30 protein-coding genes and 1 pseudogene are annotated in these 25,823 nt (G+C 60.5%); 11 read left to right on the forward strand and 20 right to left on the reverse strand.

Annotated elements, in window-relative coordinates; all coding sequences use genetic code 11:
• From ACIOWA_RS19910 to ACIOWA_RS19950, 9 genes and pseudogenes are all read left to right on the forward strand, one after another.
• Positions 1 to 400, forward strand: a 400-nt coding sequence (locus ACIOWA_RS19910) for a thiamine pyrophosphate-dependent enzyme (RefSeq protein WP_401161518.1), incomplete at its 5' end; no start/stop codon positions are given.
• A gap of 140 nt (positions 401 to 540) precedes the next feature.
• Complete coding sequence (gene hyi / locus ACIOWA_RS19915; RefSeq protein WP_339433624.1) at positions 541 to 1,323, forward strand: hydroxypyruvate isomerase; 783 nt, start codon at positions 541 to 543, stop codon at positions 1,321 to 1,323.
• Between the two features lie 96 nt (positions 1,324 to 1,419).
• On the forward strand, positions 1,420 to 2,313 hold the full coding sequence (locus ACIOWA_RS19920) for a 2-hydroxy-3-oxopropionate reductase (RefSeq protein WP_401161520.1): 894 nt from the start codon (positions 1,420 to 1,422) through the stop codon (positions 2,311 to 2,313).
• A gap of 157 nt (positions 2,314 to 2,470) precedes the next feature.
• On the forward strand, positions 2,471 to 3,745 hold the full coding sequence (locus tag ACIOWA_RS19925) for a glycerate kinase (protein ID WP_401161522.1): 1,275 nt from the start codon (positions 2,471 to 2,473) through the stop codon (positions 3,743 to 3,745).
• Positions 3,742 to 5,157: pseudogene (gene pyk / locus ACIOWA_RS19930) on the forward strand (pyruvate kinase). Before ACIOWA_RS19925 ends, pyk begins: the two are co-directional and overlap by 4 nt.
• A gap of 62 nt (positions 5,158 to 5,219) precedes the next feature.
• Complete coding sequence (locus ACIOWA_RS19935) at positions 5,220 to 6,134, forward strand: urea transporter (RefSeq protein ID WP_339433620.1); 915 nt, start codon at positions 5,220 to 5,222, stop codon at positions 6,132 to 6,134.
• 21 nt (positions 6,135 to 6,155) lie between these two features.
• Positions 6,156 to 6,980: an ion transporter gene (locus tag ACIOWA_RS19940; RefSeq protein ID WP_339433619.1), complete on the forward strand. Its 825-nt coding sequence runs from the start codon at positions 6,156 to 6,158 to the stop codon at positions 6,978 to 6,980.
• A gap of 104 nt (positions 6,981 to 7,084) precedes the next feature.
• On the forward strand, positions 7,085 to 8,080 hold the full coding sequence (locus tag ACIOWA_RS19945; protein WP_339433618.1) for a sulfate ABC transporter substrate-binding protein: 996 nt from the start codon (positions 7,085 to 7,087) through the stop codon (positions 8,078 to 8,080).
• Positions 8,081 to 8,390: 310 nt separating this feature from the next.
• Positions 8,391 to 9,578: an MFS transporter gene (locus ACIOWA_RS19950; RefSeq protein ID WP_401161525.1), complete on the forward strand. Its 1,188-nt coding sequence runs from the start codon at positions 8,391 to 8,393 to the stop codon at positions 9,576 to 9,578.
• Positions 9,579 to 9,619: 41 nt separating this feature from the next.
• On the opposite strand, the gene ACIOWA_RS19955 is transcribed toward ACIOWA_RS19950, so the two are convergent.
• The 12 genes from ACIOWA_RS19955 to ccmA form a co-directional block, all read right to left on the reverse strand.
• Positions 9,620 to 10,024, reverse strand: coding sequence for a type II toxin-antitoxin system HicB family antitoxin (locus ACIOWA_RS19955; protein WP_221731941.1), 405 nt, complete (start codon positions 10,022 to 10,024; stop codon positions 9,620 to 9,622).
• On the reverse strand, positions 10,024 to 10,236 hold the full coding sequence (locus tag ACIOWA_RS19960; protein WP_401161527.1) for a type II toxin-antitoxin system HicA family toxin: 213 nt from the start codon (positions 10,234 to 10,236) through the stop codon (positions 10,024 to 10,026). The genes ACIOWA_RS19955 and ACIOWA_RS19960 overlap by 1 nt, the downstream gene beginning before the upstream one ends.
• A gap of 154 nt (positions 10,237 to 10,390) precedes the next feature.
• Positions 10,391 to 10,795, reverse strand: coding sequence for a hypothetical protein (locus tag ACIOWA_RS19965; protein WP_339433616.1), 405 nt, complete (start codon positions 10,793 to 10,795; stop codon positions 10,391 to 10,393).
• 25 nt (positions 10,796 to 10,820) lie between these two features.
• Complete coding sequence (gene ccmI / locus ACIOWA_RS19970; protein ID WP_401161530.1) at positions 10,821 to 12,023, reverse strand: c-type cytochrome biogenesis protein CcmI; 1,203 nt, start codon at positions 12,021 to 12,023, stop codon at positions 10,821 to 10,823.
• The gene (locus tag ACIOWA_RS19975; protein WP_221731945.1) at positions 12,020 to 12,490 is read right to left on the reverse strand and encodes a cytochrome c-type biogenesis protein; all 471 of its coding nucleotides are present in this window, start codon (positions 12,488 to 12,490) and stop codon (positions 12,020 to 12,022) included. The genes ccmI and ACIOWA_RS19975 overlap by 4 nt, the downstream gene beginning before the upstream one ends.
• Positions 12,487 to 13,023: a DsbE family thiol:disulfide interchange protein gene (locus ACIOWA_RS19980; RefSeq protein ID WP_401161532.1), complete on the reverse strand. Its 537-nt coding sequence runs from the start codon at positions 13,021 to 13,023 to the stop codon at positions 12,487 to 12,489. Before ACIOWA_RS19980 ends, ACIOWA_RS19975 begins: the two co-directional genes overlap by 4 nt.
• Positions 13,020 to 15,008: a heme lyase CcmF/NrfE family subunit gene (locus tag ACIOWA_RS19985; RefSeq protein WP_401161534.1), complete on the reverse strand. Its 1,989-nt coding sequence runs from the start codon at positions 15,006 to 15,008 to the stop codon at positions 13,020 to 13,022. Before ACIOWA_RS19985 ends, ACIOWA_RS19980 begins: the two co-directional genes overlap by 4 nt.
• Positions 15,009 to 15,011: 3 nt before the next feature.
• A complete protein-coding gene (gene ccmE / locus ACIOWA_RS19990; RefSeq protein WP_339433612.1) occupies positions 15,012 to 15,467 on the reverse strand; it encodes a cytochrome c maturation protein CcmE in 456 nt (151 codons plus the stop codon).
• A complete protein-coding gene (ccmD, locus tag ACIOWA_RS19995; RefSeq protein WP_221731948.1) occupies positions 15,464 to 15,640 on the reverse strand; it encodes a heme exporter protein CcmD in 177 nt (58 codons plus the stop codon). Before ccmD ends, ccmE begins: the two co-directional genes overlap by 4 nt.
• Positions 15,637 to 16,392, reverse strand: coding sequence for a heme ABC transporter permease (locus tag ACIOWA_RS20000; RefSeq protein WP_221731949.1), 756 nt, complete (start codon positions 16,390 to 16,392; stop codon positions 15,637 to 15,639). The genes ccmD and ACIOWA_RS20000 overlap by 4 nt, the downstream gene beginning before the upstream one ends.
• A 92-nt stretch (positions 16,393 to 16,484) precedes the next feature.
• On the reverse strand, positions 16,485 to 17,153 hold the full coding sequence (ccmB, locus tag ACIOWA_RS20005; RefSeq protein ID WP_007919970.1) for a heme exporter protein CcmB: 669 nt from the start codon (positions 17,151 to 17,153) through the stop codon (positions 16,485 to 16,487).
• Complete coding sequence (gene ccmA, locus ACIOWA_RS20010) at positions 17,150 to 17,785, reverse strand: cytochrome c biogenesis heme-transporting ATPase CcmA (protein ID WP_339433611.1); 636 nt, start codon at positions 17,783 to 17,785, stop codon at positions 17,150 to 17,152. Before ccmA ends, ccmB begins: the two co-directional genes overlap by 4 nt.
• Positions 17,786 to 17,982: 197 nt before the next feature.
• Here ccmA and ACIOWA_RS20015 point away from each other — a divergent pair, with 197 nt between their 5' ends.
• Positions 17,983 to 19,557: a flagellar hook-length control protein FliK gene (locus ACIOWA_RS20015; protein WP_401161537.1), complete on the forward strand. Its 1,575-nt coding sequence runs from the start codon at positions 17,983 to 17,985 to the stop codon at positions 19,555 to 19,557.
• Positions 19,554 to 19,883 (forward strand): EscU/YscU/HrcU family type III secretion system export apparatus switch protein, encoded by a 330-nt coding sequence (locus ACIOWA_RS20020; RefSeq protein WP_339465212.1) that lies wholly within the window; start codon positions 19,554 to 19,556, stop codon positions 19,881 to 19,883. The genes ACIOWA_RS20015 and ACIOWA_RS20020 overlap by 4 nt, the downstream gene beginning before the upstream one ends.
• A 117-nt stretch (positions 19,884 to 20,000) precedes the next feature.
• On the opposite strand, the gene ACIOWA_RS20025 is transcribed toward ACIOWA_RS20020, so the two are convergent.
• The 8 genes from ACIOWA_RS20025 to ACIOWA_RS20060 all read right to left on the reverse strand — a co-directional run.
• Positions 20,001 to 20,396, reverse strand: coding sequence for a DUF2802 domain-containing protein (locus ACIOWA_RS20025; protein ID WP_339433597.1), 396 nt, complete (start codon positions 20,394 to 20,396; stop codon positions 20,001 to 20,003).
• The gene (locus ACIOWA_RS20030) at positions 20,397 to 20,882 is read right to left on the reverse strand and encodes a chemotaxis protein CheW (RefSeq protein ID WP_095050193.1); all 486 of its coding nucleotides are present in this window, start codon (positions 20,880 to 20,882) and stop codon (positions 20,397 to 20,399) included.
• A 90-nt stretch (positions 20,883 to 20,972) separates the two neighbouring features.
• Complete coding sequence (locus ACIOWA_RS20035) at positions 20,973 to 21,917, reverse strand: CheW domain-containing protein (protein ID WP_401161539.1); 945 nt, start codon at positions 21,915 to 21,917, stop codon at positions 20,973 to 20,975.
• Between the two features lie 2 nt (positions 21,918 to 21,919).
• Positions 21,920 to 22,708, reverse strand: coding sequence for a ParA family protein (locus ACIOWA_RS20040; protein ID WP_339433595.1), 789 nt, complete (start codon positions 22,706 to 22,708; stop codon positions 21,920 to 21,922).
• 43 nt (positions 22,709 to 22,751) lie between these two features.
• On the reverse strand, positions 22,752 to 23,642 hold the full coding sequence (motD, locus tag ACIOWA_RS20045; protein WP_339433594.1) for a flagellar motor protein MotD: 891 nt from the start codon (positions 23,640 to 23,642) through the stop codon (positions 22,752 to 22,754).
• A 12-nt stretch (positions 23,643 to 23,654) separates the two neighbouring features.
• A complete protein-coding gene (locus tag ACIOWA_RS20050; protein ID WP_339433593.1) occupies positions 23,655 to 24,395 on the reverse strand; it encodes a flagellar motor protein in 741 nt (246 codons plus the stop codon).
• Positions 24,395 to 25,528 carry a chemotaxis response regulator protein-glutamate methylesterase gene (locus ACIOWA_RS20055; RefSeq protein ID WP_401161542.1) on the reverse strand — a complete coding sequence of 378 codons (1,134 nt, stop codon included), beginning with the start codon at positions 25,526 to 25,528 and terminating at the stop codon, positions 24,395 to 24,397. Before ACIOWA_RS20055 ends, ACIOWA_RS20050 begins: the two co-directional genes overlap by 1 nt.
• A gap of 49 nt (positions 25,529 to 25,577) precedes the next feature.
• Positions 25,578 to 25,823, reverse strand: a 246-nt coding sequence (locus ACIOWA_RS20060) for a chemotaxis protein CheW (RefSeq protein ID WP_401161544.1), incomplete at its 5' end; no start/stop codon positions are given.

The following is a 25,823-nucleotide window of genomic DNA, read 5'->3' on the forward strand; positions in this document are numbered from 1 at the left end:
CGCTCAGTTCAAACTGCCGTACATCCACGTCGTGGTGAACAACTCGTACCTGGGTCTGATCCGTCAGGCACAGCGCGGGTTCGAAATGGACTACTGCGTGCAGCTGTCCTTCGATAACCTCAACGCGCCGGAACTCAACGGTTACGGGGTTGACCACATCGCAGTGGCTGAAGGCCTGGGCTGCAAGGCACTGCGTGTGTTCGAACCGTCGGAAATCGCCCCTGCCCTGCGCAAGGCCGAACAGATGATCGAAGAGTTCAAGGTGCCGGTGATCGTCGAGATCATTCTGGAGCGTGTGACCAACATCTCCATGGGTACCGAGATCAACGCCGTCAACGAATTCGAAGACCTGGCACTCGTCGGCAACGACGCACCGACGGCGATTTCGCTGCTTGATTAACTGTTGACCGCTCTCCCTGTGGGAGCGGGCTTGCCCACGAAAGCAATTGCACATCCGACAATGATGTTGGCTGATCCACCGCTTTGGCGAGCAAGCCCGCTGCCACAAGGGGAACTTCACAAGATTTACGGGAGACCACCATGCCGCGTTTCGCAGCCAACCTGTCCATGCTGTTCACCGAACAGGATTTCCTTGCCCGTTTCGACGCCGCCGCCAAGGCCGGTTTCAGTGGTGTGGAATATCTGTTTCCGTACGACTTCAGCTCCGCCGAAATCAAGGCAAAACTGGAGGCCAACGGTCTGACCCAAGTGCTGTTCAACCTGCCGGCCGGTGACTGGGCCAAAGGTGAGCGCGGTATCGCGTGCCTGCCGGATCGGGTCGAAGAATTCCGCGCCGGTGTCGATCTGGCCATTGCCTACGCGCAAGTGCTGGGCAACACCCAGGTCAACTGCCTGGCCGGTATCCGTGCGCAAGGCGTGGACGATGCCACCGTGGAAAAGACCTTCGTCGCCAACCTCAAGTACGCGGCCGACAAGCTGCAAGCGGCGGGCATCAAACTGGTGATGGAAGCGATCAACACCCGTGACATCCCAGGCTTCTACTTGAACAACACCGCGCAAGCCCTGTCGATTCGCGAACAGGTCGGCAGCGCCAATCTGTTCCTGCAATACGACATCTATCACATGCAAATCATGGAAGGCGATCTGGCCCGCACCCTGCAATCGCACCTGGGCGAGATCAACCATGTGCAGCTCGCAGACAACCCCGGGCGCAACGAGCCAGGTACCGGTGAAATCAACTACCGCTTCCTGTTCGAACACCTGGACCGCATCGGTTATCAGGGTTGGGTCGGTTGCGAATACAAGCCGCTTACCACCACTGAAGCAGGGCTCGGCTGGTTGAAAACCCACAACGCAATTTAAGAACAACGCAAAACCTGTAGGAACGGGCTTGCTCGCTCCCACCCAAAGCAACACCCCCAATTTGCTTGAGCAAGACAAAAACAAGAGGATTTTCTCATGGCTAAAATCGGATTTATCGGCACCGGCATCATGGGCCACCCAATGGCGGCGAACCTGCAGAAAGCCGGTCACAGCCTGTTCCTGTCGGCGCACCACGACCCCGCGCCTGCCGACCTGGTTGCCGCGGGTGCCGTCGCGCTGGCCAACCCGCGCGAAGTGGCTCAGGAAGCCGAGTTCATCATCGTCATGGTCCCGGATACCCCGCAGGTCGATGACGTGCTGTTCCGCGCCGACGGCGTCGCTGCCGGTATCGGCAAAGGCAAAGTCGTGATCGACATGAGCTCGATCTCGCCGACCGCCACCAAAGCCTTCGCGGCGCAGATCAACGAAAAAGGTGCGCAATACCTCGACGCACCTGTGTCCGGTGGTGAAGTCGGTGCCAAAGCCGCGACCCTGAGCATCATGATCGGTGGCGACGCCGATGCCTTCGAACGCGCACTGCCGCTGTTCCAGGCCATGGGCAAGAACATCACGCTGGTCGGTGGCAATGGCGACGGTCAAACCGCAAAAGTGGCGAACCAGATCATCGTGGCCCTGAACATTCAGGCCGTGGCTGAAGCCTTGCTGTTCGCTTCGAAAAACGGTGCCGATCCAGCCAAGGTGCGTGAAGCGCTGATGGGCGGCTTCGCATCCTCCAAGATCCTCGAAGTGCACGGCGAACGCATGATCAAAGGTACCTTCGATCCAGGCTTCCGCATCAGTCTGCACCAGAAGGACCTGAACCTGGCTCTGCAAGGCGCCAAGGAACTGAACATCAACCTGCCGAACACCGCCAACGCCCAGCAAGTGTTCAGCACCTGCGCGGCCATCGGTGGCAGCAACTGGGATCACTCGGCGCTGATCAAGGGCCTGGAACACATGGCCAACTTCTCGATCCGCGACAAGCAGTAAGCCTTTGCCCCGCGTTCCATGTGGGAGCGGGTTTGCTCGCGAAGAGGCAATGTCAGTCGACACCAAGGTTGACTGACCCCGCGCATTCGCGAACAAGCCCGCTCCCACATTGGATCTGAGTTGCCCTTTCGAATAACAAGAATTCCGGGAGCCCGCCATGTCGGTCGATCCGCAACAACTGCTGCGCGAGCTGTTTGCCACAGCCATCGACGCGGCCCACCCGCAGCAAGTCCTCGAAGCCCACCTGCCAGACGATCGCACCGGTCGGGTCATCGTCATCGGCGCCGGTAAAGCCGCGGCCGCGATGGCGCAAGTGGTCGAACGCTGCTGGCAGGGGGAAGTCTCTGGCCTGGTAGTGACTCGTTACGGTCACGGCGCCCCATGCGAAAAAATCGAAGTGGTCGAAGCTGCGCATCCGGTGCCGGACGCTGCCGGCCTGGCCGTGGCCAAGCGTGTGCTGGGCCTGGTGAGTAACCTGAGCGAAGACGACCGCGTGATCTTCCTGCTCTCAGGTGGCGGCTCTGCCCTGCTCGCCTTGCCGGCCGAAGGCATCACCCTCGCTGACAAGCAATCCATCAACAAAGCCCTGCTCAAATCCGGCGCGACCATCGGCGAGATGAACTGCGTGCGCAAGCACCTCTCGGCGATCAAGGGCGGACGCCTGGGTAAAGCCTGCTGGCCTGCCACGGTCTATACCTACGCGATCTCCGATGTACCAGGCGACCTCGCCACGGTCATCGCCTCTGGCCCGACCGTGGCCGACCCCAGCACCTCGGTTGAAGCACTGGCGATCATCAAGCGCTACGGCATCGAGATCCCGGCGTCGGTACGCACCTGGTTGCAAAGCCCTGAATCGGAGACCGTCAAACCCAGTGATCCGAGCCTGGCCCGCAATCATTTCCAGTTGATCGCCCGTCCTCAGCAATCGCTGGACGCCGCGGCGGTGAAGTGCCGTCAGGCCGGTTTCAGCACGCTGATCCTCGGCGATCTGGAAGGTGAATCGCGCGAAGTGGCGAAAGTCCACGCCGGCATCGCTCGCCAGATCATCAACCACGGCCAGCCACTGGCGGCGCCGTGCGTGATCCTCTCCGGCGGTGAAACCACCGTGACCGTGCGCGGCAATGGCCGTGGCGGGCGCAACGCCGAATTCCTCCTTAGCCTGACCGATAGCCTCAAAGGCCTGCCCGGCGTCTACGCCCTGGCCGGTGACACCGACGGCATCGACGGCTCGGAAGACAACGCCGGTGCCATCATGACCCCGGACAGCTACAAGCGCGCCGCGGCACTGGGCTTGAGCGCCAGTGACGAGCTGGATAACAACAATGGCTACGGCTATTTCGAGGCGCTCGATGCGCTGATCGTCACCGAGCCGACCCGCACCAACGTCAACGACTTCCGCGCCATTCTGATTCTCGAGAGCTCTAAATCATGACGCCTGATAAAAAGGTCAAAATCCTCGCCACCCTCGGGCCTGCTGTCGATGGCACCCAAGACATCCGCGAACTGGTCGAGGCCGGAGTGAATATCTTCCGCCTGAACTTCAGCCACGGCGACCACGCCGACCACGCCAAGCGCTATCAGTGGATCCGCGAAGTCGAGCGTCAGCTCAACTATCCGCTGGGCATTCTGATGGACCTGCAAGGGCCAAAACTGCGTGTCGGCAAATTCGCCGAGGGCAAGGTGCAGTTGCATCGCGGTCAGGCGTTCCGTCTGGATCTGGATGCGACTCCCGGCGATGAGCGCCGGGTCAACCTGCCGCATCCGGAAATCATCGAGGCGCTGGAAGCCGGCATGGATCTGCTGCTCGACGACGGCAAACTGCGTCTGCGCGTGGTGACTAAGTACGACGATGCGATCGACACCACCGTGCTCAATGGCGGCGAGCTGTCAGACCGCAAAGGCGTGAACGTGCCGCAAGCGGTGCTCGACCTCAGCCCGTTGACGGCCAAGGATCGCCGCGATTTGAGTTTTGGTCTGGAGTTGGGTGTGGATTGGGTGGCGCTGTCGTTTGTCCAGCGCCCGCAAGACATGCTCGAAGCCCGCGCACTGATCGGCGACAAAGCCTTCCTGATGGCCAAAATCGAAAAGCCTTCGGCCGTCGAGCAACTGCGCGAAATCGCCGAGCTGAGCGACGCGATCATGGTGGCTCGCGGTGACCTGGGCGTGGAAGTCCCTGCCGAGAGCGTGCCGTAGATCCAGAAAAACATCATCAGCACCTGCCGTGAATTGGGAAAACCGGTGGTGGTGGCAACGCAGATGCTCGAGTCGATGCGCTTCTCTGCGACGCCGACCCGCGCTGAAGTCACCGACGTGGCCAACGCCGTGGCCGAGGGTGCCGATGCGGTGATGCTGTCGGCGGAAACCGCGTCGGGGGAATACCCGCTGGAAGCCGTGCAGATGATGAGCAAGATCATCCGTCAGGTGGAAAACGGCCCGGATTATCAGACGCAACTCGACGTCAGCCGCCCCAAGGCTGAGGCGACTGTTTCCGATGCCATCAGTTGCGCGATCCGACGCATCAGCAACGTGCTGCCAGTGGCCGTGCTGGTCAATTACAGCGAGTCCGGAGCCTCGACGTTGCGTGCGGCGCGGGAACGGCCCAAAGCACCGATCCTCAATCTGACGCCGAACCTGCAAACCGCTCGCCGTTTGAGCGTGGCGTGGGGCATTCACTCGGTGGTCAACGATCGTCTGCGTCAGGTCGATGAGGTGTGTTCTACCGCGCTGGAAATCGCCCAGGCGCAAGGCATGGCCGAGCGCGGTGACACGCTGTTGATCACTGCCGGTGTGCCGTTCGGGCAGCCGGGCTCGACCAACTCGCTGCGCATTGAGACGTTGATTTAACTCCAACATGATCGTTCCCACGCGCAGCAAAGGAACGATCAGTACTGACTTTCAGAACTGCCATGCCTGCCAACTCTTTCAACACCCACTGCCCCGACTGGGCCGAGGCTTTGCTCAACGGTTTCAGTCAAATCTTCTTCCAGCGTCATCCGCTGTGCGGCCTGCTGTGCCTGCTGGCGATCCTGCTCACCGCTCCGGTGCTGTTTGCCGGCGCGCTGCTGGGTGCCATGGCCGGATTGCTCACCGCGCAACGACGCAACTATGCCAAGGCTGATCGCCAGGCCGGATTGTTCAGCTACAACGGTGTCTTGCTCGGCCTGCTGCTGAGCCTGTACTTCCCGTGGTCGCCGATGCTGCCGCCGTTGATTCTTGCTGCCGGTGGCCTGAGCGCAATGCTCACACAGCAATGGCTCAAACATGTGTACCACCGCCGATCCATACCGGCCTATACCTCGCCTTTCGTGGGCATAAGCTGGGGGCTGCTTCTCTTCGCGGCGCCGCCCATGCCCATGCCTTCTGTCGAACTCAATAACGTGAGCCTGCTCGCCGCCGAGTTCAGAGGGTTGGGTCAGGTGATGTTTCTCGGTCATCCGCTCGCCGGCACCTTGATCGCCATCGGTTTGCTGATAGCTGATCGTCGGGCCTTTGCCTGGGCGCTGTTGGCAAGTGCAATCGGCCTCGGTTCAAGCCTGCTGCACCACGAAACCAATACCGCCCTGCTCGGCCTGGGCAGCTACAACGCCGTACTCGCCGCACTCGCCTTCAGTGCACAACGTCAACAACCGTGGCTGCCGTTGCTCGGCATCGTCCTCGCGCTGCTGGTGACACCCCTGTTTGCCGCCGTCGGTCTGGCCACGCTGACCGCGCCATTCATTCTCGCCTGCTGGCTGATCCGCGCTGGCATCCAGATGCTCGGCAACGCAACGGTTAACAGCACGCCTTGCGCTCATGGGGAGAATCAACCTAGGCTGCGCTGATCTTCGATTCAGGCGTTACATATGGACAGCAGCAAGCGTTGGCGTGATCAGCTTTACGTAGTGATTTTCCAGACCGACACCACGGCTGGGCGGCGTTTCGACGGCATTTTGCTGTTGATCATCCTCGCCAGCCTGGTGGTCGTGATGCTCGACAGCATCGACAGCGTTCACCGCAACTATGCCGATGCACTGGCGTACATCGAGTGGGGCTTCACCATTATCTTTCTCGGTGAGTACATCCTGCGCCTGTATTGCTCACCGAAGCCGTTGCGTTATGCCTTCAGTTTTTATGGGCTGGTGGACTTGCTGGCAATCGTGCCCGGCATCCTCGCCCTGTATTACAGCGATGCGCAGTATCTGCTGATCATCCGCATCATCCGGATGCTGCGGATTTTTCGCGTGCTCAAACTCAGCCCGTACCTCAAGCAAGCCAACTATCTGATGTCGGCGCTGCGCGGCAGCAAGCAGAAGATCGTGGTGTTTCTGGTCAGCGTCTGCACGCTGGTGACGGTGTTCGGCACGCTGATGTACGTGATCGAAGGCCCGGAACACGGCTTCACCAGTATTCCCAAAGGCATCTATTGGGCAATCGTGACGCTGACCACCGTGGGCTTCGGCGATATCGTGCCGACAACCCCGCTGGGCCAGGTGATTTCGTCGCTGGTAATGATCACCGGTTACTCGATCATCGCCGTGCCCACCGGGATTTTCACCGCCGAACTGGCCAACGCCATGCGCGGCGAACATCTGCAACACGATTGCCCGGTGTGCAAGAAAAACAGCCACGAACACGACGCAGCTTTCTGCTCCCGATGCGGCAATGCACTGTTCAAGAAAATGGAATAAGCAAAGTGCTTTTTAATCTTTAAGCGACTATGCGTGCCCCGTTATAGTCAGTGGCAAGTGGCCTCACCTTTGGCACAACACCCCCACAGAACAAGGAATGCGCAGTGAAAAAACTCTTTGGCGCCTCACTTCTCGCCGCCGGTCTTGCGTTCGGTAGCGTGGCTCAAGCCGCACCGACCCTGCTGAACGTTTCCTACGACGTGATGCGCGATTTCTACAAGGACTACAACACTGCGTTCCAGAAACACTGGCAAGCCGAGCACAACGAAAACATCACCGTGCAGATGTCCTTCGGCGGTTCGAGCAAGCAAGCGCGCTCGGTGATCGATGGCCTGCCGGCCGACGTCATCACCATGAACATGGCCACCGACATCAACGCCCTGGCCGATCACGGCAAACTGGTGCCGGAGAACTGGGTTACCCGACTGCCGGACAACAGCGCACCGTTCACCTCGGCGACCGTGTTCATTGTGCGCAAGGGCAACCCGAAAGCCCTGAAAGACTGGCCGGACCTGCTTAAAGACGGCGTGCAGGTGATCGTGCCAAACCCGAAAACCTCGGGTAACGGCCGCTACACCTACCTCTCGGCCTGGGGCTACGTGCTGAAGAACGGCGGTGACGAGAACAAAGCCAAAGACTTCGTCGGCAAACTGTTCAAGCAAGCGCCGGTGCTGGATACCGGTGGCCGCGCCGCGACCACCACATTCATGACTAACCAGATTGGCGACGTGCTGGTGACTTTCGAGAACGAAGCGGAAATGATCGCCCGCGAATTTGGCCGTGATCAGTTTGAAGTCATCTACCCAAGCGTCTCCGCCGAAGCCGAGCCACCGGTGTCGGTGGTCGATAAAGTCGTCGACAAGAAAGGTTCGCGCGCAGCCGCTGATGAGTACCTGAAATACCTGTGGTCGCCTGAAGGTCAGGAAATCGCTGCGGCCAACTACCTGCGCCCGCGTGACCCGGCGGTGCTGGCCAAATACACCGACCGTTTCCCGAAAGTCGACTTCCTGTCGGTGGAGAAAACCTTTGGTGACTGGCGCACCGTGCAGAAGACCCACTTCAATGATGGTGGGGTGTTTGACCAGATTTACAGCCAGTAATAGTCAAGCGGCTCTATGAAAAGGCGATCTCAACGGGTCGCCTTTTTTGTGGGAATTTGAAATCACCACCATGTCCCCTATGACGAACAGTAAAGCGCAGCAGTAAACATACGCACGCTACCGAAGAAGATGTAGCTGAATGTATCATCGACGCTCAATGGTCGAACGCAAGGTTCACCGAGGTGGCAACCACCTGACTGCAGCCATTCATTGCTCAAAGAAATAATCGATATCAACCGAAGGCCTCTTCTGCCAATACGATTTGTCCCATAGCCTCTGCGCATTCCCTTTCGCTGGATCGAGAAACCTTATGACCACCGCCACTCACGCAATGACCCGAGGCATGGTGCTGCTGTTCGCCTTCTGCTGCGGCGCCATCGTTGCCAACATCTACTACGCCCAGCCGATCATCGGCCTGATTGCGCCGGACATTGGCCTCTCCGACACCATGGCCAGCTTCATCGTCTCGCTGACGCAAATCGGTTATGCGCTGGGCCTGTTCTTTCTGGTGCCGCTGGGCGATCTGCTGGAAAACCGTCGGTTGATGATCATCACCACGGTGGTGGCGATTGCCAGCCTGCTCGGCGCCGCATTTACCGATCAGCCCAACGTGTTTCTGCTGATCTCGCTGCTCGTGGGTTTCAGTTCCGTGTCGGTGCAGATCCTGATTCCGCTGGCCGCGCATCTGGCGCCGGAAGAGTCCCGTGGCCGAGTGGTCGGCGGGATCATGGGCGGGCTGCTGCTGGGTATCCTGCTGGCGCGGCCGGTGTCGAGCGTGGTTGCCGACCATTTCGGCTGGCGGGCGATGTTCATGATTGCGGCAGCATTGATGGCGGCGATCAGCGTGGTGCTGGCACTGACCGTGCCCAAGCGCCAACCGGATCACAGCGCCTCTTACGGGCAACTGCTCGGTTCGCTGTGGACGCTGCTGCGCCAACAACCGGTGCTGCGTCAGCGCGCGTTTTATCAGGGGTGCATGTTTGCCACGTTCAGCCTGTTCTGGACAGCGGTACCACTTGAGTTGGCGCGCAACCACGGCCTGTCACAAAGCGAGATCGCGATCTTCGCCCTGGTCGGCGCCATCGGTGCCATCGCCGCCCCCATCAGCGGACGCCTGGCCGACGCTGGCCACACTCGCATCGCTTCACTGCTGGCGATGCTGTTCGCCAGCCTGAGCTTCCTCCCCGCCTTCATCCACCCGGCCTACAGCGTGATCGGCCTGGCCGTGACCGGCGTGGTATTGGACTTCTGCGTACAGATGAACATGGTGCTTGGCCAGCGTGCGGTGTACTCGCTGGACGCGAAAAGCCGTGGTCGCTTGAACGCGCTGTACATGACCAGCATCTTCATCGGCGGCGCCTTCGGCTCGTCGGTCGCCAGCGCGGTGTTCGAGCATGGCGGCTGGTTGTGGATCGTGATTGTTGGCAGTGCGTTTCCATTGTTGGCGTTGTTGCGTTTTTTGGGTGCATCGCAACGGCGATCGCTGGCGACTGCGTAACACGTAAAAAGCATCGCAGGCCAACTGGCCCGCGATGCTTTTCAATACCTGACCAGCTTCTCCATCGCCGCATCCGCCAGAAAGGAGGAGCGGCTTTTGACGTTGTGTTCGCGCACATAGCGGTCGATTCGCTGAATCACATAACCGGGCAGGGTCACGTTGACCTTCTCGGTCTTGCCCAGGTATGGCGAGATATCCAGCTCCAGCATGCCCCAGCCCATCCCGGCGAACTCCGGATTGTTGCGATGCGCCGCAGCAGAGGTCGGCATCGGAATCGCCTCTCCGTCCGCCGCAATCTCCTGCAACATGATGTGGGCGATTTCAACGGCTGCATTGTAGGCATCTTCAAAGCTATCCCCTGCCGTCACGGCGCCGGGAATATCGGGGATCTGAATACCGATGGCGGTGTTCTCATCGCCCCACTCGATGCAGATTGGATATTGCATTATGGATCTCCTTCGTAACTGGCTGGCGGGTTGTACAACCCGGCACGCCTCCTGATGCTTTTGACCGTCCCCAACGGCAAATCCTTTTTCGGGTGAGGAACGGGAATCGTGTATGGGTTGTAGCGGTGCCTGAAGAGGTGATGACTGCCGGTAATCCTGTCCAGCGTCCAACCCGCCTCCTCCAGCTCCTTGATCAATAACCTGCTCTGCACCAACCGCCTCCTTGCCCTGGCCCATTAAAAGTAACCCTAGAGTTATCTTTACTCAAGCACAGAAATCCAAAGAGCGACGTCCGGTTGTTTTACAGAGTGTGATTGATTGCAGCCACAGACAGCAAAACGGCGATCCAGGGATCGCCGTTTTTCATCACTGCCCGAACTGCTTGCCCAGCCCCGGTGGCACGCCGTGGATGTCGGTGTCTTCCCATGGGCCGTTGGGGCTGATCGAGCGGCTCCAGCCGTTGTTCCAGCGATAGTAGGTGCGCTGGCGGTAGAACGTGTCGGACTGGTCGTCAAGCACATAAACGCCGAGTTTCTGATCCCAATGGCTGTTGCCGCCCGGTGGCGGGGCGAAGCTGGCCGAGGTGCGCGGGACAGGTTTGGCCGGTTTGGCCGGAATGCTTTTGCCCGGTATCGGCGAGGTCGAAGGGGTCGGGCTGGGTTGTGACGGCGGAATCGGCGGCAGGTGGGTGGTCCGTTCCGGTCGTTGCACCGCACATGCACTCAAGCCCAGGGCCAATGTGAGAACCGTGATTCGGGCGATGGTGTGCATGGCGGTGCTTTCCTGTGTTGCCCGGTTACTTGTCCGGGCTGTCGATGGTCAGTTCTTGCAGCGCGGTGGTGCTGCTGGCCAGCGGGCCGCTGCGGCCAACCCACTCTCCGGCGGTCGGCTGACCGGCACGGGAGATGCGCGCAACCAGTTGGACTTCAGGGAAGTTCGACAGTTTCAACTGCGGCATCATCGCGTCGGCATCGCCCAGTTCGACCGTGACCGGCAGATCGGCCACGGTCAGGCGCTTGGCCGCCAGCGGTGCCGGTGGCCCGGACGTGGCGCGGGCGAAAATGAACACGCTGTCGCCCGGTTGCACCTTGTCTTTGAGTTCATTAGCCACATCGACGCGTACCTTAAGCCGTGCGGCAGGCTTGGCAGCCGGTGCCTGGGCAACCTTGCCGCCGCTGGCTTGCAGGCGCTCGGCGGCACGTTCGATCCCGCCTTGCAGCGCTTCGCGGGATTTGTCGCTCGCAGGCAATTGCGCCAGCAAACGGTTCCAGTAGTCGATGGCCTCCTGATAACGCTCGCCTTCGAACGCGGCGATGCCGAGCAGACCAAGGCTGGTGACTTCCTTTGGATCGGCCTTCAGCGCTTCATCGGTCAGGGCCTGGATCTTGCTCGACCATTTTTTGCCATCGGCGAAATACTGCGCCTGCGCCCACTGGCCGAGCAGTTCCGGTTGGCGACCAGCGAGATTGGCGGCACGTTCAAACATCTTCGCCGCGTCCGCCGGACGCTCCTGAGCCATGTAGGTACGACCCAGGAAATACAGACCTTCAGCAGAATCCGGTTGTGCCGCAACGGCACGTTCCAGACGCAGGGTCATTTCTTCCATCGACTGCGGTGCCTGGGCGAATTCGCGGGTCAATTCGACCTTGTCGGCGGCGCCGAAGTGCAGGTACAGGGCCAAACCCAACACTGGCACCAACACGGCGGCCAGCAGCGGCAGCGGTTTACCCAGTTTCGAGACACGCGGCGCGGTAACGCCTTCGGTGTCGGCGAGCAATTCACGCGCGGCTTCGGCGCGGCCGCTGTCCATTTGCGCGGTATCCAGCACACCTTCGGCCTGCTGCGATTGCAACTCGGCGACACGTTCCTGATACAACGCAACGTTGAGGGCAGTACGATCCTCTTCACGCTGGGCGCGGCGTTCACGCAATACGGGGATCAGCAGAAAACTCAGGGCGACCAGAAGCAACAGCCCTGCGGCAAGCCAGAAATCAATCATTCTTGGTTTTTATCCAACAGTTGGTCGAGGCGCTGACGCTCTTCGGTAGACAGCGATTGCGGGGTGTCGGCGCGTTGTGCGCGACGGCGGCGGACGATCACCGCGATCACCACGAAACCACCGAGCAGCAGGCCGGCCGGGCCGAACCACAGCAGCGCGGTCTTGGCGTTGAGTGCGGGTTTGTAGCGGACGAAATCGCCGTAGCGATCCACCATGAAATCGATGATCTGCTGGTTGTCCTTGCCCTCGCCGAGCATGCGGAAAATCTCTTTGCGCAGGTCAGCGGCGATCGGTGCATTGGAGTCGGCGATGTCCTGGTTCTGGCATTTGGGGCAACGCAGTTCCTTGGTCAGTTCACGGAAACGTTCGCGATCACCTTCCTTGGCGAACTCGTAGGTGTCGATCGCGGCATGGGCCACACCGACCAGGCTCAAGCCCAACACAATAGCCGCTAAAAAACGCTTCATGGCTTGGCCTCATCGACCAGCGCCTGATACTTGGCCGCGAGTTTTTCGCGCCAGACCTGTTCGTCGATCACACCGACGTACTTGTCGCGGATGATGCCCTTGGCGTCGATGAAGAAGGTTTCCGGCGCGCCGTAAACACCGAGGTTCAGCCCCAGCGAGCCTTCGTCGTCACGGATATCGAGCACATACGGATTGTGGAATTCGGCCAGCCACTTCAAGGCATCGGCGTTGACGTCCTTGTAGTTGATCCCGTAGATCAACACGCCACGCTCGGCGAGTTTGTTCAGCACCGGATGCTCGACCCGGCAGGAAATGCACCAGGTGCCCCAGACGTTAACCAACGCCGGTTTGCCGAGGATGTCAGCCTTGGTCAGGGTCTTGTCGCCCTGAACCGCCGGCAGCGAAAACTCCGGGAACGGCTTGTTGATCATCGCCGACGGCAGCTCTGCCGGATCGAGGTACAGACCGCGATACAGAAACACCGCCACCAGCAGGAAAAGCGCCAGGGGTACCAGCATCAACCAACGTCTCATGCAGCCGCTCCCGTCATGCCCAGCGCTTCACGCACCTTGGATTTCACCTTGACCCGATAACGTCGATCCAGCGCCGCGAGCAATCCGCCCAGACCGGTCAGCAGACCGCCGAACCAGATCCAGCGCACGAACGGTTTGACGTGAACCCGTACCGCCCACGCGCCGTTTTCCAGCGGCTCACCAAGGGCGACGTAGAGGTCACGGGTGAAACCGGCGTCAATTCCGGCTTCGGTCATCACCGAGTTCTGCACGGTGTACAGACGTTTTTCCGGGTGCAGTACGCTGACTTCCTTGCCGTCGCGGATCACCCGAATGGTGCCTCTGTCGGAGGTGAAATTCGGCCCTTCGAAGTGTTTGGCGCCTTCGAAGACGAAGTGATAACCGGCCAGATCCATCGATTCGCCCGGCGCCAGACGCAGGTCGCGTTCGGCACTGTTCTGGCTCGACAACACCACGCCCAGCGCGCAAACGGCGATGCCGAGGTGGGCGATCTGCATGCCCCAATAACTGCGGGTCAGGGTCGGCAGACCTTTGATCAGACCTTTGTGGCGAGTCTTGTCGAAAATATCGCGCACGCCGGCAAGCAACACCCACGCGGCGAGCAGGAAGGTTGCGATAACGGCCCAGTTGAAATCGCCGTAAGCGACACCGGCGACCACCGCCAGCGCGACGCTGCCCAGCAACACCGGGGTCAGCATGCTTGCCAGCCATTTCACCGGGGTGTCTTTCCAACGGACGATCACGCCAACCGCCATCACCATCATCAACAACGCCATCAATGGAATGAACAGCGCGTTGAAGTACGGCGGGCCGACCGACAGTTTGGCGCCGCTGATGGCATCAAGAATCAGCGGGTACAACGTGCCGAGCAGAATCATCGACGCTGCCACAACCAATACCAGATTGTTGCCCAGCAGCAGGGTTTCCCGCGACCACAGGTTAAAGCCGACCTGGCTCTTGACCACCGGCGCGCGCAACGCAAACAGCGTCAGCGAACCGCCGACCACGAACAGCAGGAAAATCAGGATGAACACGCCGCGCTCCGGGTCGGAGGCGAACGCATGTACCGAAGTCAGCACGCCGGAACGCACGAGGAAGGTACCGAGCAGGCTCAACGAGAACGCAGCAATCGCCAGCAACACGGTCCAGCTCTTGAACACACCACGTTTTTCCGTGACCGCCAGCGAGTGAATCAACGCGGTGCCGACCAGCCAGGGCATGAACGAGGCGTTTTCCACCGGATCCCAGAACCACCAGCCGCCCCAGCCGAGTTCGTAGTAGGCCCACCACGAACCGAGCGTGATGCCGATGCCGAGGAAGGCCCAGGCGACGATGGTCCATGGCCGCGACCAACGCGCCCACGCGGCATCGAGACGCCCCCCCAGCAGTGCGGCGATGGCGAAGGCAAAGGCTACCGAGAAACCGACATAACCCATGTACAGCATCGGCGGATGGACGATCAGGCCGATGTCTTGCAGCAATGGATTGAGGTCGCGACCGTCCGCCGGAATTTGCGGCAGGATGCGCGAGAACGGGTTCGACGTCAGGATCAGAAACAGCAGGAAACCGGTGCTGATCATGCCCATCACCGCCAATACGCGGGCGAGCATGACTTGTGGCAACTGGCGGGAAAATACCGACACGGCGAAGGTCCAGCCGCCTAGGATCAGCGCCCACAACAGCAACGAACCTTCGTGGGCGCCCCACACGGCGCTGAATTTGTAGTACCACGGCAAGGCGCTGTTGGAGTTCATCGCAACGTAGGCCACGGAGAAGTCGTCGGTCATGAAGGCGTAGGTCAGGCAGCCGAAGGCAAACACCAGAAACGCGAACTGCCCCCACGCCGCCGGTTGGGCCAGGCCCATCCACAAACGGTCGCCGCGCCAGGCACCGAACAGCGGCACCACGGCCTGCACCAGCGCAAAACACAGCGCCAGAATCATCGCCAGATGACCCAACTCAGGAATAAAAATCGCCGAAGTCATCGATCAACCCTCCTTCGCTTGAGTCGGCGCGGATTGACCGCTGTCTTTCAACGCTTTGGTTACTTCCGGCGGCATGTACTTCTCGTCGTGCTTGGCCAGCACTTCATCGGCGACGACCACGCCATCGGCGTTGATCTTGCCCAGGGCCACGATGCCCTGCCCTTCGCGGAACAGATCCGGGAGGATGCCGCGATAGGTGATGGTCACGGCTTTGTTGAAGTCGGTGACGACGAATTTGACGTCCAGCGAGTCCGGCGAACGTTGCAGCGAGCCCTTCTCGACCATGCCGCCGGCACGGATGCGCGTGTCGTGCGGTGCTTCGCCGTTGGCGATCTGGGTCGGGGTGTAAAACAGATTGATGTTCTGCTGCAGGGCGCTCAAGGCCAGGCCGACGGCAGCGCCGACCCCGACCAGAATGGCCAGAATGATGATCAGACGTTTTTTGCGCAGCGGATTCACTTGCCGTTCTCCCGGCGCAGACGACGCGCCTCTTGTTGCAGATAGTGCTTGCGGGCCGCGATGGGCTTCACCACGTTGTAGATCAGCACCGCCAGACAGATGCCGTAGGCCGACCAGACATACAGGCCATGATGGCCCATGGCGAGGAAATCGCCGAATGAAGCAAAACTCATCGCGAGGCCTCCAGACTGTTCTGCACTTCTTCTTTGACCCAACTGGCGCGGGCTTCACGTTTGAGCACTTCAAGGCGCATGCGCAGCAACAGCACGGCGCCGAAGAAGCAGTAGAAACCCAGCACCGTCAGCAGCAGCGGCAGCCACATCTCGGCCGGCATCGCCGGTTTTTCGGTGAGGGTGAAGGTCGCGCCCTGGTGCAGGGTGTTCCACCACTCCACCGAGTACTTGATGATCGGGATGTTGATCACGCCGACGATGGCCAGCACCGCGCAGGCCTTGGCGGCGCTGTCGCGGTTGCTGATCGCATTGCCCAATGCGATCACGCCGAAATACAGGAACAGCAGAATCAGCATTGAAGTCAGCCGCGCATCCCAGACCCACCACGACCCCCAGGTCGGTTTACCCCAGATCGCCCCGGTCACCAGCGCCACGGCAGTCATCCACGCGCCGATCGGAGCGGCGCATTGCAGGGCGACGTCGGCCAGTTTCATCTTCCACACCAGCCCGACCACACCGCACACCGCCAGCATCACGTAGATCGACTGAGCGAGCATCGCAGCGGGCACGTGGATATAGATGATGCGAAAGCTGTTGCCTTGCTGATAGTCCGGCGGCGCGAAGGCCAAGCCCCAGACCACGCCGACGCCAATCAGCAGCAACGCTGCGATGCTCAGCCACGGCAGCAACTTGCTGCTGATGCCGTAAAACCACTTGGGCGAGCCGAGCTTGTGAAACCAGGTCCAGTTCATACTGTTTCCATCACGGGTGCTCTTCGCTATGAAGCGCTTGGGTCATGCCTTTCTTCAAAAAGAAGTGGTCAAAATTTGACCAGACCCCATTATTATTCGCCGACGCTGATCTTCAGGCCAGCGGCTATTGCAAAGGGTGTCAGGGTGATCGCCAGGGCGGTCAGGCTACCCAACCACAGCAGATACCCGGTCGCCGGCATGCCTTGTAACGCCGCCTGCAAGGCGCCACTGCCGAGGATCAATACCGGGATGTACAACGGCAGAATCAGCAGCGCCAGCAACAGGCCGCCACGCTTCAAACCGACCGTCAGTGCCGCGCCCACCGCACCGAGCAAGCTCAGCACCGGTGTGCCCAGCAACAACGAAAGCAACAAAACCGGCAGACACGCGGCAGGTAAACCCAGCATCAACGCCAGTAAGGGCGAGAGCAGAACCAGTGCCAGACCGGAGAAAAGCCAGTGTGCCAGCACCTTGGCCAAGACCAGAAGTGGTAGCGGGTGCGACGAAAGGACCCACTGCTCAAGGGAGCCGTCTTCGAAGTCACTGCGAAACAGCCCGTCCAGCGAGAGCAGGACCGACAAAAGCGCCGCCACCCAGACTAACCCCGGGGACAGGTTTTGCAACACTTGAGTTTCCGGGCCGACGGCCAGCGGGAACAACGCGATGACGATGGCGAAGAAAATCAGCGGATTGGCCAGTTCCGCCGGGCGGCGAAACAGCAGTCGGGATTCACGGGCAACCAGCAGGCCAAACACACTCATACAGCCCAGTTCCCCAGATCGATGTCGCGATAACCGGCCGGCATCCGGCTCAGTGTGTGGTGTGTGGTCAATACAACGAGGCCTCCGCGTTCGCAGTGGCTCGCCAGATGCGCTTCGAGTTGCGCCACGCCCTGCTTGTCGAGGGCGGTGAAGGGTTCGTCGAGAATCCACAGTGGTGGGCTGTCGAGATACAACCGCGCCAGCGCCACGCGGCGTTGTTGCCCGGCGGAAAGCGTGTGACAGGGAACATCTTCGAATCCGCGCAATCCTACGGCTGCCAGCGCTTGCCAGATCGACTCGCGTTCGGCGGGTTGATGCAGGGCGCAAAGCCAGGACAGATTTTCTTCCGGGGTCAGCAGATCCTTGATTCCGGCGGCGTGGCCGATCCACAACAGGTTGCGCGCCAGTTCGGCCGGCTGTTCGGTCAGGGGCTGACCGTTGAGCAACACCTGGCCGCTGGTCGGCTGCATCAAACCGGACAACAACCGCAAAAGACTGGTTTTACCGCTGCCGTTGGGCCCGCTGATCTGCACCATATCGCCACTGGCCAGCCTCAATTCGAGATTTTCGAAAAGCAGCCGCAGATCACGTTCACACGCGAGGGCAACAGTTTGCAGGACAGGACTGGTCAAGGGATCACGGGCCTTATACGGTTCAAGTCGGCTCTGGCACGGCCGTTAAAGAGATGCAGCATAGATGCATTGACGGCTCGATCTAGAGAGCTGCGTCAAACAATTGCTATGTTTTTTGAACGAAGCGCAAGACGGGCGGCATTATACATGCCGTGCCTTACTCTCAAGAGTGCAATTTCCTCAGGTTGTGTCCGCGTATGACAGGCGAAATGAACATCCTCCCGCTCCCGCCAACCACCCCGGCGAATGCTCGCCCGCAGGTGGGTGAGTTGCTCAAACTGCTGACCCCGGTCGAAGGCTTGATCGGTGCCGGCCAGAGCGCCAAGGCCGAGGTGTTATCGCTCAAACAGGCGGATCAGACCTTTCAACTGCTGCTCAAGGTGACCCTCGACAGCGGTCGGCAAACCACCGTGCAAGCGACCAGCAACCTGCCGTTGGCGCAAGGCACCAGCCTGGCGATCACTCAGCCGTCGGCGGGCAATCTGGCGATTACCGTGCAGCAGGCGATTGCCAGCAGCGTCGCCACCCTCACCAGCATCGATACCGCGCAATTGCCGGTCGGCACATTGCTACAGGGCAAAGTGGTGACTTCGCAGGCGTTGCCGCAGCCACCGGGGCAAGCGACGGTTTTTCGTTCGATGGTCAGCCTGCTCAATACCGCGCTAAGCGGCAGCACGTTGACCGTCGACAGCCCACAGCCGCTGCGCATCGGCACCTTGCTTTCGGCACGGGTACAGGATTCCCAAACCCTTACATTCGTACCGCTGAGCAGTCGTCAGGAGCAATTGGCGGTGAGCCAGCAACTGGTCGGTCAGCAAAGCCGCCAAGGTTCGCTGGATGGATTGTTGAAGGTGCTGCAAAGCCTGCCGCCAGCCACCGATCAGACGTCGGCGGATGTGCGCGCCGCCGTCAACAAACTGCTCGCCGGCCTGCCGGATGTGCAGCAAATGAGCACGGCCAAAGGCGTTGCCTTGGCGCTGGCCAACAGCGGCGCGTTCCTCGAAGCGAAACTGCTGACCGGACAAACCCCGACGCTGGCTCCGGACATGAAAGCCGATCTGCTCAAGCTGATCGCGCAACTGACGCCTGGGTTGCCGAGCAGCACCAGTTTCAACGCTATCCTCGCCGCCAACACACTGGCGCAAGCACTGCCGAGCTTCGTGCGCAACGCCCTCGGCACCCTCGGCCAGGTCAGTGCCAAACCGGTGCCCGGCGGCTTTCCGCTGCCCGACCGCTTGCTGCAAAGCCTGGAAGGCGAAGGCGATCTGGAGCATCTGTTGCGCCTGGCGGCCGCTGCGGTTTCACGCCTGCAAAGCCATCAGTTGTCGAGCCTGGAACAGACTGGCGTCACCGATGACGGGCGCCTGCTCAGCACCTGGCAACTGGAAATCCCCATGCGCAACCTGCAGGACATCGTGCCGCTGCAGGTCAAGTTCCAGCGCGAAGAGGCGCCGGAAAAAGAGCCTCAATCCAACGAGCGCCGCGACGAACGCGAACCCAGGCAACAATTGTGGCGCGTCGATCTGGCGTTCGACATGGAACCGCTGGGGCCCATGCAGATTCAGGCGCAGTTGATCAGTGGCAGCCTGTCGAGTCAGCTCTGGGCCGAACGTCCTTACACCGCTGACCTGATCGAAAACAATCTGGCCGCGCTACGCCAGCGCCTGCTGGATCGCGGCTTGAATGTCGGCGATCTCGACTGCCACCACGGCACCCCGCCGCAAGGCAACCAAACCCGTCTCGAACACCGCTGGGTTGATGAAACTGCATGAACGACGCTACCGCTCCACGCCAGGCCATCGCCCTCAAATACGACGGCAACCACGCCCCGACCCTCACCGCCAAGGGTGACGAGGAACTGGCCGAAGAAATCCTGCGCATTGCCCGCGACTGCGAAGTGCCGATTTATGAAAACGCTGAACTGGTGCGCTTGCTGGCGCGCATGGAACTGGGCGACAGCATTCCCGAAGAGCTGTATCGCACCATTGCCGAGATCATCGCGTTTGCGTGGAACCTGAAGGGGAAATTCCCGGAGGGGCATGATCCGGATGCGCCGATGGTCGAGAAGGATGTCACCGAACGCGGGGATGATGATTAAGGCCTAAAAGCAAAAAATCGCAGCTTCGCCAGCGCCTACATTGGAATGAGTTTCCCTGTAGGCGCTGTCGAAGGCTGCGATCTCTTGATCTTGCTTGCCGCTCGAAACTCGAAACTTCTAGCTGCTCTTGTGCAACTTGCGCATCAACTCCGCCTCAGCCTGGGTCAAGCCACAGGACTGAGTCAGCTCATCGACGCTCGCGCCCATGCCCACCAGTTTCGCCGCCTGGGCGAACGATAGGCTGGAAGGGTCGCGCTGTTCCAACTGAACAATCTTGTCCGGCAAAGGACCGACGACCGCGCGCAACTCGTGCAGGGCTTCACCCATGCGCACGTTGCCGTTCTGGTAATCATCGACACGCTTGGCCAGCTCTTTGATGCGCTGATCACGCAGCGCATCGCCCTGAGCCTGTTGTGCCGCGATAACCTTTTGCGCCTTGATGTACGCCAGAAACATTGCCAGCGTGCCTGCCCAGAAAAGGAACAGGACAATGACCGCCACCTCGAGAATCAATCAGATGCTCTCCAGTTCCGACCATTCTTCTTCGCTCATCATCTTGTCCAGCTCGACCAGGATCAGCAACTCGTTGTTCTTGTTGCACACGCCCTGGATGAACTTGGCCGATTCTTCGTTACCGACGTTCGGTGCGGTTTCGATTTCCGACTGACGCAGGTAAACCACTTCGGCCACGCTGTCGACCATGATGCCAACCACTTGCTTGTCGGCTTCGATAATGACGATACGGGTGTTGTCGCTGATCTCGCCGGTGCTCAGGCCGAAGCGCTGGCGGGTGTCGATCACGGTGACCACGTTACCGCGCAGGTTGATGATGCCCAGCACGTAGCTGGGTGCACCCGGCACCGGAGCGATCTCGGTGTAACGCAGGACTTCCTGAACGCGCATCACGTTGATGCCGTAGGTTTCGTTGTCCAGTTTGAAGGTCACCCATTGCAGGATCGGATCTTCAGAACCTTTTGCATTCGTCGCCTGACTACTCATACCCTGACCCCTCGAAAAAACCGCACTGGGCGGTGTGTGTTCTGTGTGGTGGCATTCAACAATGCCATCGCCTACTTGTTATGTCGGCTGCTATGTCGGTTTATGTAGCGGCTTGTTGCCGCCCAATTGCTTTGCCCCGCCGCTGGCGATCAATTCGGCCAGTGCGGAAACGTCAAGCAATGCACACATGTGCTCAATCACCGTGCCGGCGAGCCATGGCCGCTGACCCCGGTGACTTCTCCATTTGATTTCATTCGGGTCCAGACGCAACGAGCGACTGACCTGATGCACCGCCAGGCCCCACTCGTAACCTTGTACCGAAATTACGTACTGCAAGCCCTGACGGAAATCATCGCGATAGCGATCCGGCATGACCCACCGCGCGGTATCGAGAACTTTCAGGTTTCCAGCCTGACTCGGCAGGATCCCGAGAAACCATTCTGGCTGACCGAACAGCGGCGTCAGCTCGTGACCGGCCAGCGAATAGATCGAACCGAGGCACACCAGCGGCACCGCCAGCGTCAATCCGGCAACGTCGAACAGCAAACATTCGAAAGCTTCCGATGCCCACGCTGGACGGCCGTCGCTTTCCACCGGTGGCGGTGTGTTGCTCGGCGGCAGATGCACTTCAACCAGTGGCGGGACCAGCGTCTGTTCGACGGGTGCAGGGACGACCGGTGCAGGCTCGATCACTGCCGGTTCTGGCGCGGTCTTGAGCAATTGGGTTTGCAGCAGCGGTGCCAACGTCGAAACCGAGGCGCGAACCGGTTCGGCCTCTTCGATCAACGCCACTGGCGCCTTGGCGACGGGTGCGACGGCAGGCACGGCCACAGGCGCAACAGCTTTTTGTGCATCACGCGCCTGCTCTTCCAGTACCGCCGCCTGAAATTCATCCAGCGCTTCAGCGCTTTCAATCACCTCAGGCTGCGCCGCCACCTGCGCCGGCAATTCGTCGGGAATTTCCTCCAACAAACTGTCCAGATAAGACTGCAAAGCCAACTGCGGCTTGGACGTCAACTTCAGCGGCCGATTCATGCTCAGGCCACCTGCGGAACAAGTTGTTGCGCCAGCAGATGCTTGAGCAACGCGCGGTAGGCCAGCACGCCACGGCTCTTGCCGTCGAATTGCGACGGCGTGACACCGGCACGGCTGGCATCGCGCAGACGCGTATCGACCGGGATGTAACCCTGCCAGATCTCGTCCGGAAATTTGTCGCGCAGCACGCGCAAGGTGCCCAGCGACGCCTGGGTGCGGCGGTCAAACAGGGTCGGCACGATGCTGAACGGCAGCGCCTGTTTGCGCGAGCGGTTGATCATTGCCAGGGTGTTGACCATGCGTTCCAGGCCTTTGACCGCCAGATGCTCGGTCTGCACCGGAATCACCAGTTGCTGGCTCGCCGCGAGGGCGTTGACCATCAGCACGCCGAGCAACGGTGGGCTGTCGATCACGGCGTAATCGAAATCCTGCCACAACTGCGCCAGACTCTTGGCGATCACCAGCCCCAGACCACTCTGCCCCGGCGACTGACGCTCAAGGGTCGCGAGTGCGGTGCTCGATGGCAGCAGGGAAATACGTTCGTCGCTGGTCGACAGCAGCAACTGCCCCGGCAGGCCTTGCGGCACGCTGCCCTTGTGCAGAAACAGGTCGTAGTTGCTGTGTTCCAGGCTGTCGGGGTCATAGCCGAAATAGCTGGTCATCGAGCCGTGCGGGTCGAGATCGACCACAACCACGCGCTTGCCCGCCTCGGCCAGCAACCCGGCTAAAGCGATGGAAGATGTGGTTTTACCAACACCACCCTTTTGATTGGCGACTGCCCAGACTCTCATTCGGTTCGTTCCTCCCGGCCGATATGCTCGACCGAGACATGGCTCAGCGTGTTAATGCGGGCGACGGAGAATTGACGGCACTCTCGCGTCCCGGCGTCTTGACCACGGTCGGTGCAGTTTGTGTGCCAGCACGCTTGAGTGCGGCATCCGGTTTGGCGTTGGCCGTTCCGGTGCCCGTAAGGCTGCGACGCACATCGAGATTCCGCGACACCACCAGCACCACACGACGGTTTTTCGCTCGGCCTTCGGCCGTGGCGTTGTTGGCTACCGGCTGGAATTGGCCGTAACCCACCGACGCCAGGCGACCGGGGTTCACGCCCTGCATCGCCAACATACGCACGATGCTCGCCGAGCGCGCCGAAGACAGCTCCCAGTTGGTTGGGTACTGCGCAGTGCGAATCGGCTGGTCGTCAGTAAAACCTTCGACGTGGATCGGGTTGTCGAACGGTTTGAGGATCGCCGCGACCTTGTCGATGATGTTGAAGGCGACGTCACTCGGCATGGCGTCGCCGCTGCCGAACAACAGGCTGGAATTGAGTTCGATCTCGACCCACAACTCGTTACCGCGCACGGTCATCTGGTTGGAGGCGATCAAGTCGCCGAACGCGGCGCTGATGTCATCGGCGATGCTTTTCAGCGGATCACTGGCACCGGCGATACCGGCGTCGACCTGATCGGCATCCTTGACCAACGGCTTGGCCGGGGTCACGGTCTTGGGTCGTTCGTCGCCAATCGGAATCGGCTTGAGCGAGCGGTCGGAGTCGGTGAAGACGCCGATCAGCGCTTCGGAAATGACCTTGTACTTGCCTTCATTGATCGACGAGATCGAGTACATCACCACGAAGAACGCGAACAGCAAGGTGATGAAGTCCGCGTAGGACACGAGCCAGCGCTCGTGGTTGACGTGTTCTTCCTGGTGGCGACGACGAGCCATGAGGTCAGTCCCTTAATCCATGAAGCCTTGCAGCTTCAACTCAATGGAGCGAGGGTTTTCACCTTCGGCGATCGACAGGATCCCTTCCAACAACATTTCGCGATAACGCGACTGCCGCAACGCGATTGACTTCAGTTTGGCCGCCACCGGCAACAGGATCAGGTTGGCGCTGGCCACACCATAAATGGTGGCGACAAAAGCCACGGCGATGCCGCTACCCAATTGCGTCGGATCGGCAAGGTTGCCCATGACATGAATCAGGCCCATTACCGCACCGATGATGCCGATGGTCGGCGCGTAGCCGCCCATGCTTTCAAAGACTTTGGCCGCTTCGACGTCGCGCGCTTCCTGGGTGTAGAAATCCACTTCAAGAATGCTGCGGATCGCTTCCGGCTCGGCACCGTCGACCAGCAGTTGCAGGCCTTTGCGCGAGTAGCTGTCGGGTTCGGCGTCGGCCACGCCTTCCAGCCCCAGCAAACCTTCCTTGCGCGCAGTGAGGCTCCAGTTGACCACCCGATCAATGCCGCCCGCCAGGTCGACTCGCGGCGGAAAGAAGATCCAGGCGAGGATCTGCATCGCGCGTTTGAACGCGCTCATCGGTGATTGCAGCAGCGCAGCACCGATGGTGCCGCCCAGTACGATCAGTGCCGCCGGGCCGTTGGCCAGCGCACCGAGGTGACCACCTTCAAGGTAGTTACCGCCGATGATGGCGACGAACGCCATGATGATCCCGATAAGGCTTAGAACATCCATCAGATACACGCCTCGACGATGTGCTTGCCGATATCGTCCAGACCGTACACCGCGTCAGCGAGATCGGCTTTGACGATGGCCATCGGCATGCCGTAGATCACGCAACTGGCTTCGTCTTGCGCCCACACCGAGCTACCGCCCTGCTTGAGCAGACGCGCGCCCTCACGGCCGTCGGCGCCCATGCCGGTCAGTACCACCGCCAGAACTTTGTCACCGTAGGATTTCGCGGCAGAACCGAAAGTAATGTCCACGCACGGCTTGTAATTCAGGCGCTCGTCGCCCGGGAGGATTTTCACCGCACCACGGCCGTCGATCATCATTTGCTTGCCACCCGGCGCCAGCAACGCGAGGCCCGGACGCAGGATGTCGCCATCCTCGGCTTCCTTGACGCTGATGCGGCAAAGCTTGTCGAGTCGCTCGGCGAACGCCTTGGTGAACGCCGCCGGCATGTGCTGGATCAAGACAATCGGTGCCGGGAAGTTGGCCGGCAATTGCGTCAAGACGCGTTGCAGGGCAACCGGGCCGCCAGTCGACGTACCGATGGCAACCAGTTTGTAGGCCTTGCGTTTCGGCGCGGGCGCTGATGCGCTGGCGGCCGAAGTGCGGGGGGGCGCCGGAGCAGGTGCCGGACGAGCCGCAGCGCTGCTGTGGCTGCTGAAGCTCGACGCCGCTGGCGTGGGTGTCGGCGCAGGCGCAGCCACCGGAGCCGGTGCGCTATAGCCACTGAAACGACGATTACTGCGCGAGATGCTGTGCACCTTCTCGCACAGCAGTTGCTTGACCTTCTCCGGATTGCGGGAGATGTCTTCGAAATTCTTCGGCAGGAAATCCACCGCGCCGGCATCCAGCGCATCCAGGGTGACCCGGGCGCCTTCGTGTGTCAGCGAGGAGAACATCAAGACCGGGGTCGGACAGCGCTGCATGATATGCCGCACAGCCGTGATGCCATCCATCATCGGCATCTCGTAGTCCATGGTGATCACGTCTGGCTTGAGGGCCAGGGCCTGATCGATCGCCTCTTTCCCGTTGGTTGCCGTGCCGACAACCTGGATGCTCGGATCCGCAGAAAGAATTTCCGAGACGCGGCGGCGGAAAAAACCCGAATCGTCCACCACCAGGACTTTGACTGCCATAAACACTCCATTAGGTGCAGCGGGACGTTATCGCCCCGCTGCCCCGGATTCAAATACGCCGTGCGGCGTAACGCTTGAGCATGCTTGGAACATCGAGAATCAGTGCAATGCGGCCGTCACCGGTGATGGTGGCGCCGGACATGCCCGGAGTGCCCTGCAGCATTTTGCCCAATGGCTTGATGACCACTTCTTCCTGGCCGACCAGTTGATCGACAACGAAGCCGATCCGCTGAGTGCCCACCGAAAGGATCACCACATGGCCTTCGCGCTGCTCTTCGTGAGCGGCGGAGCTGAC

The organism is Pseudomonas sp. NPDC087614 (assembly GCF_044743485.1).
Taxonomy (GTDB): Bacteria; Pseudomonadota; Gammaproteobacteria; order Pseudomonadales; family Pseudomonadaceae; genus Aquipseudomonas; species Aquipseudomonas baetica_A.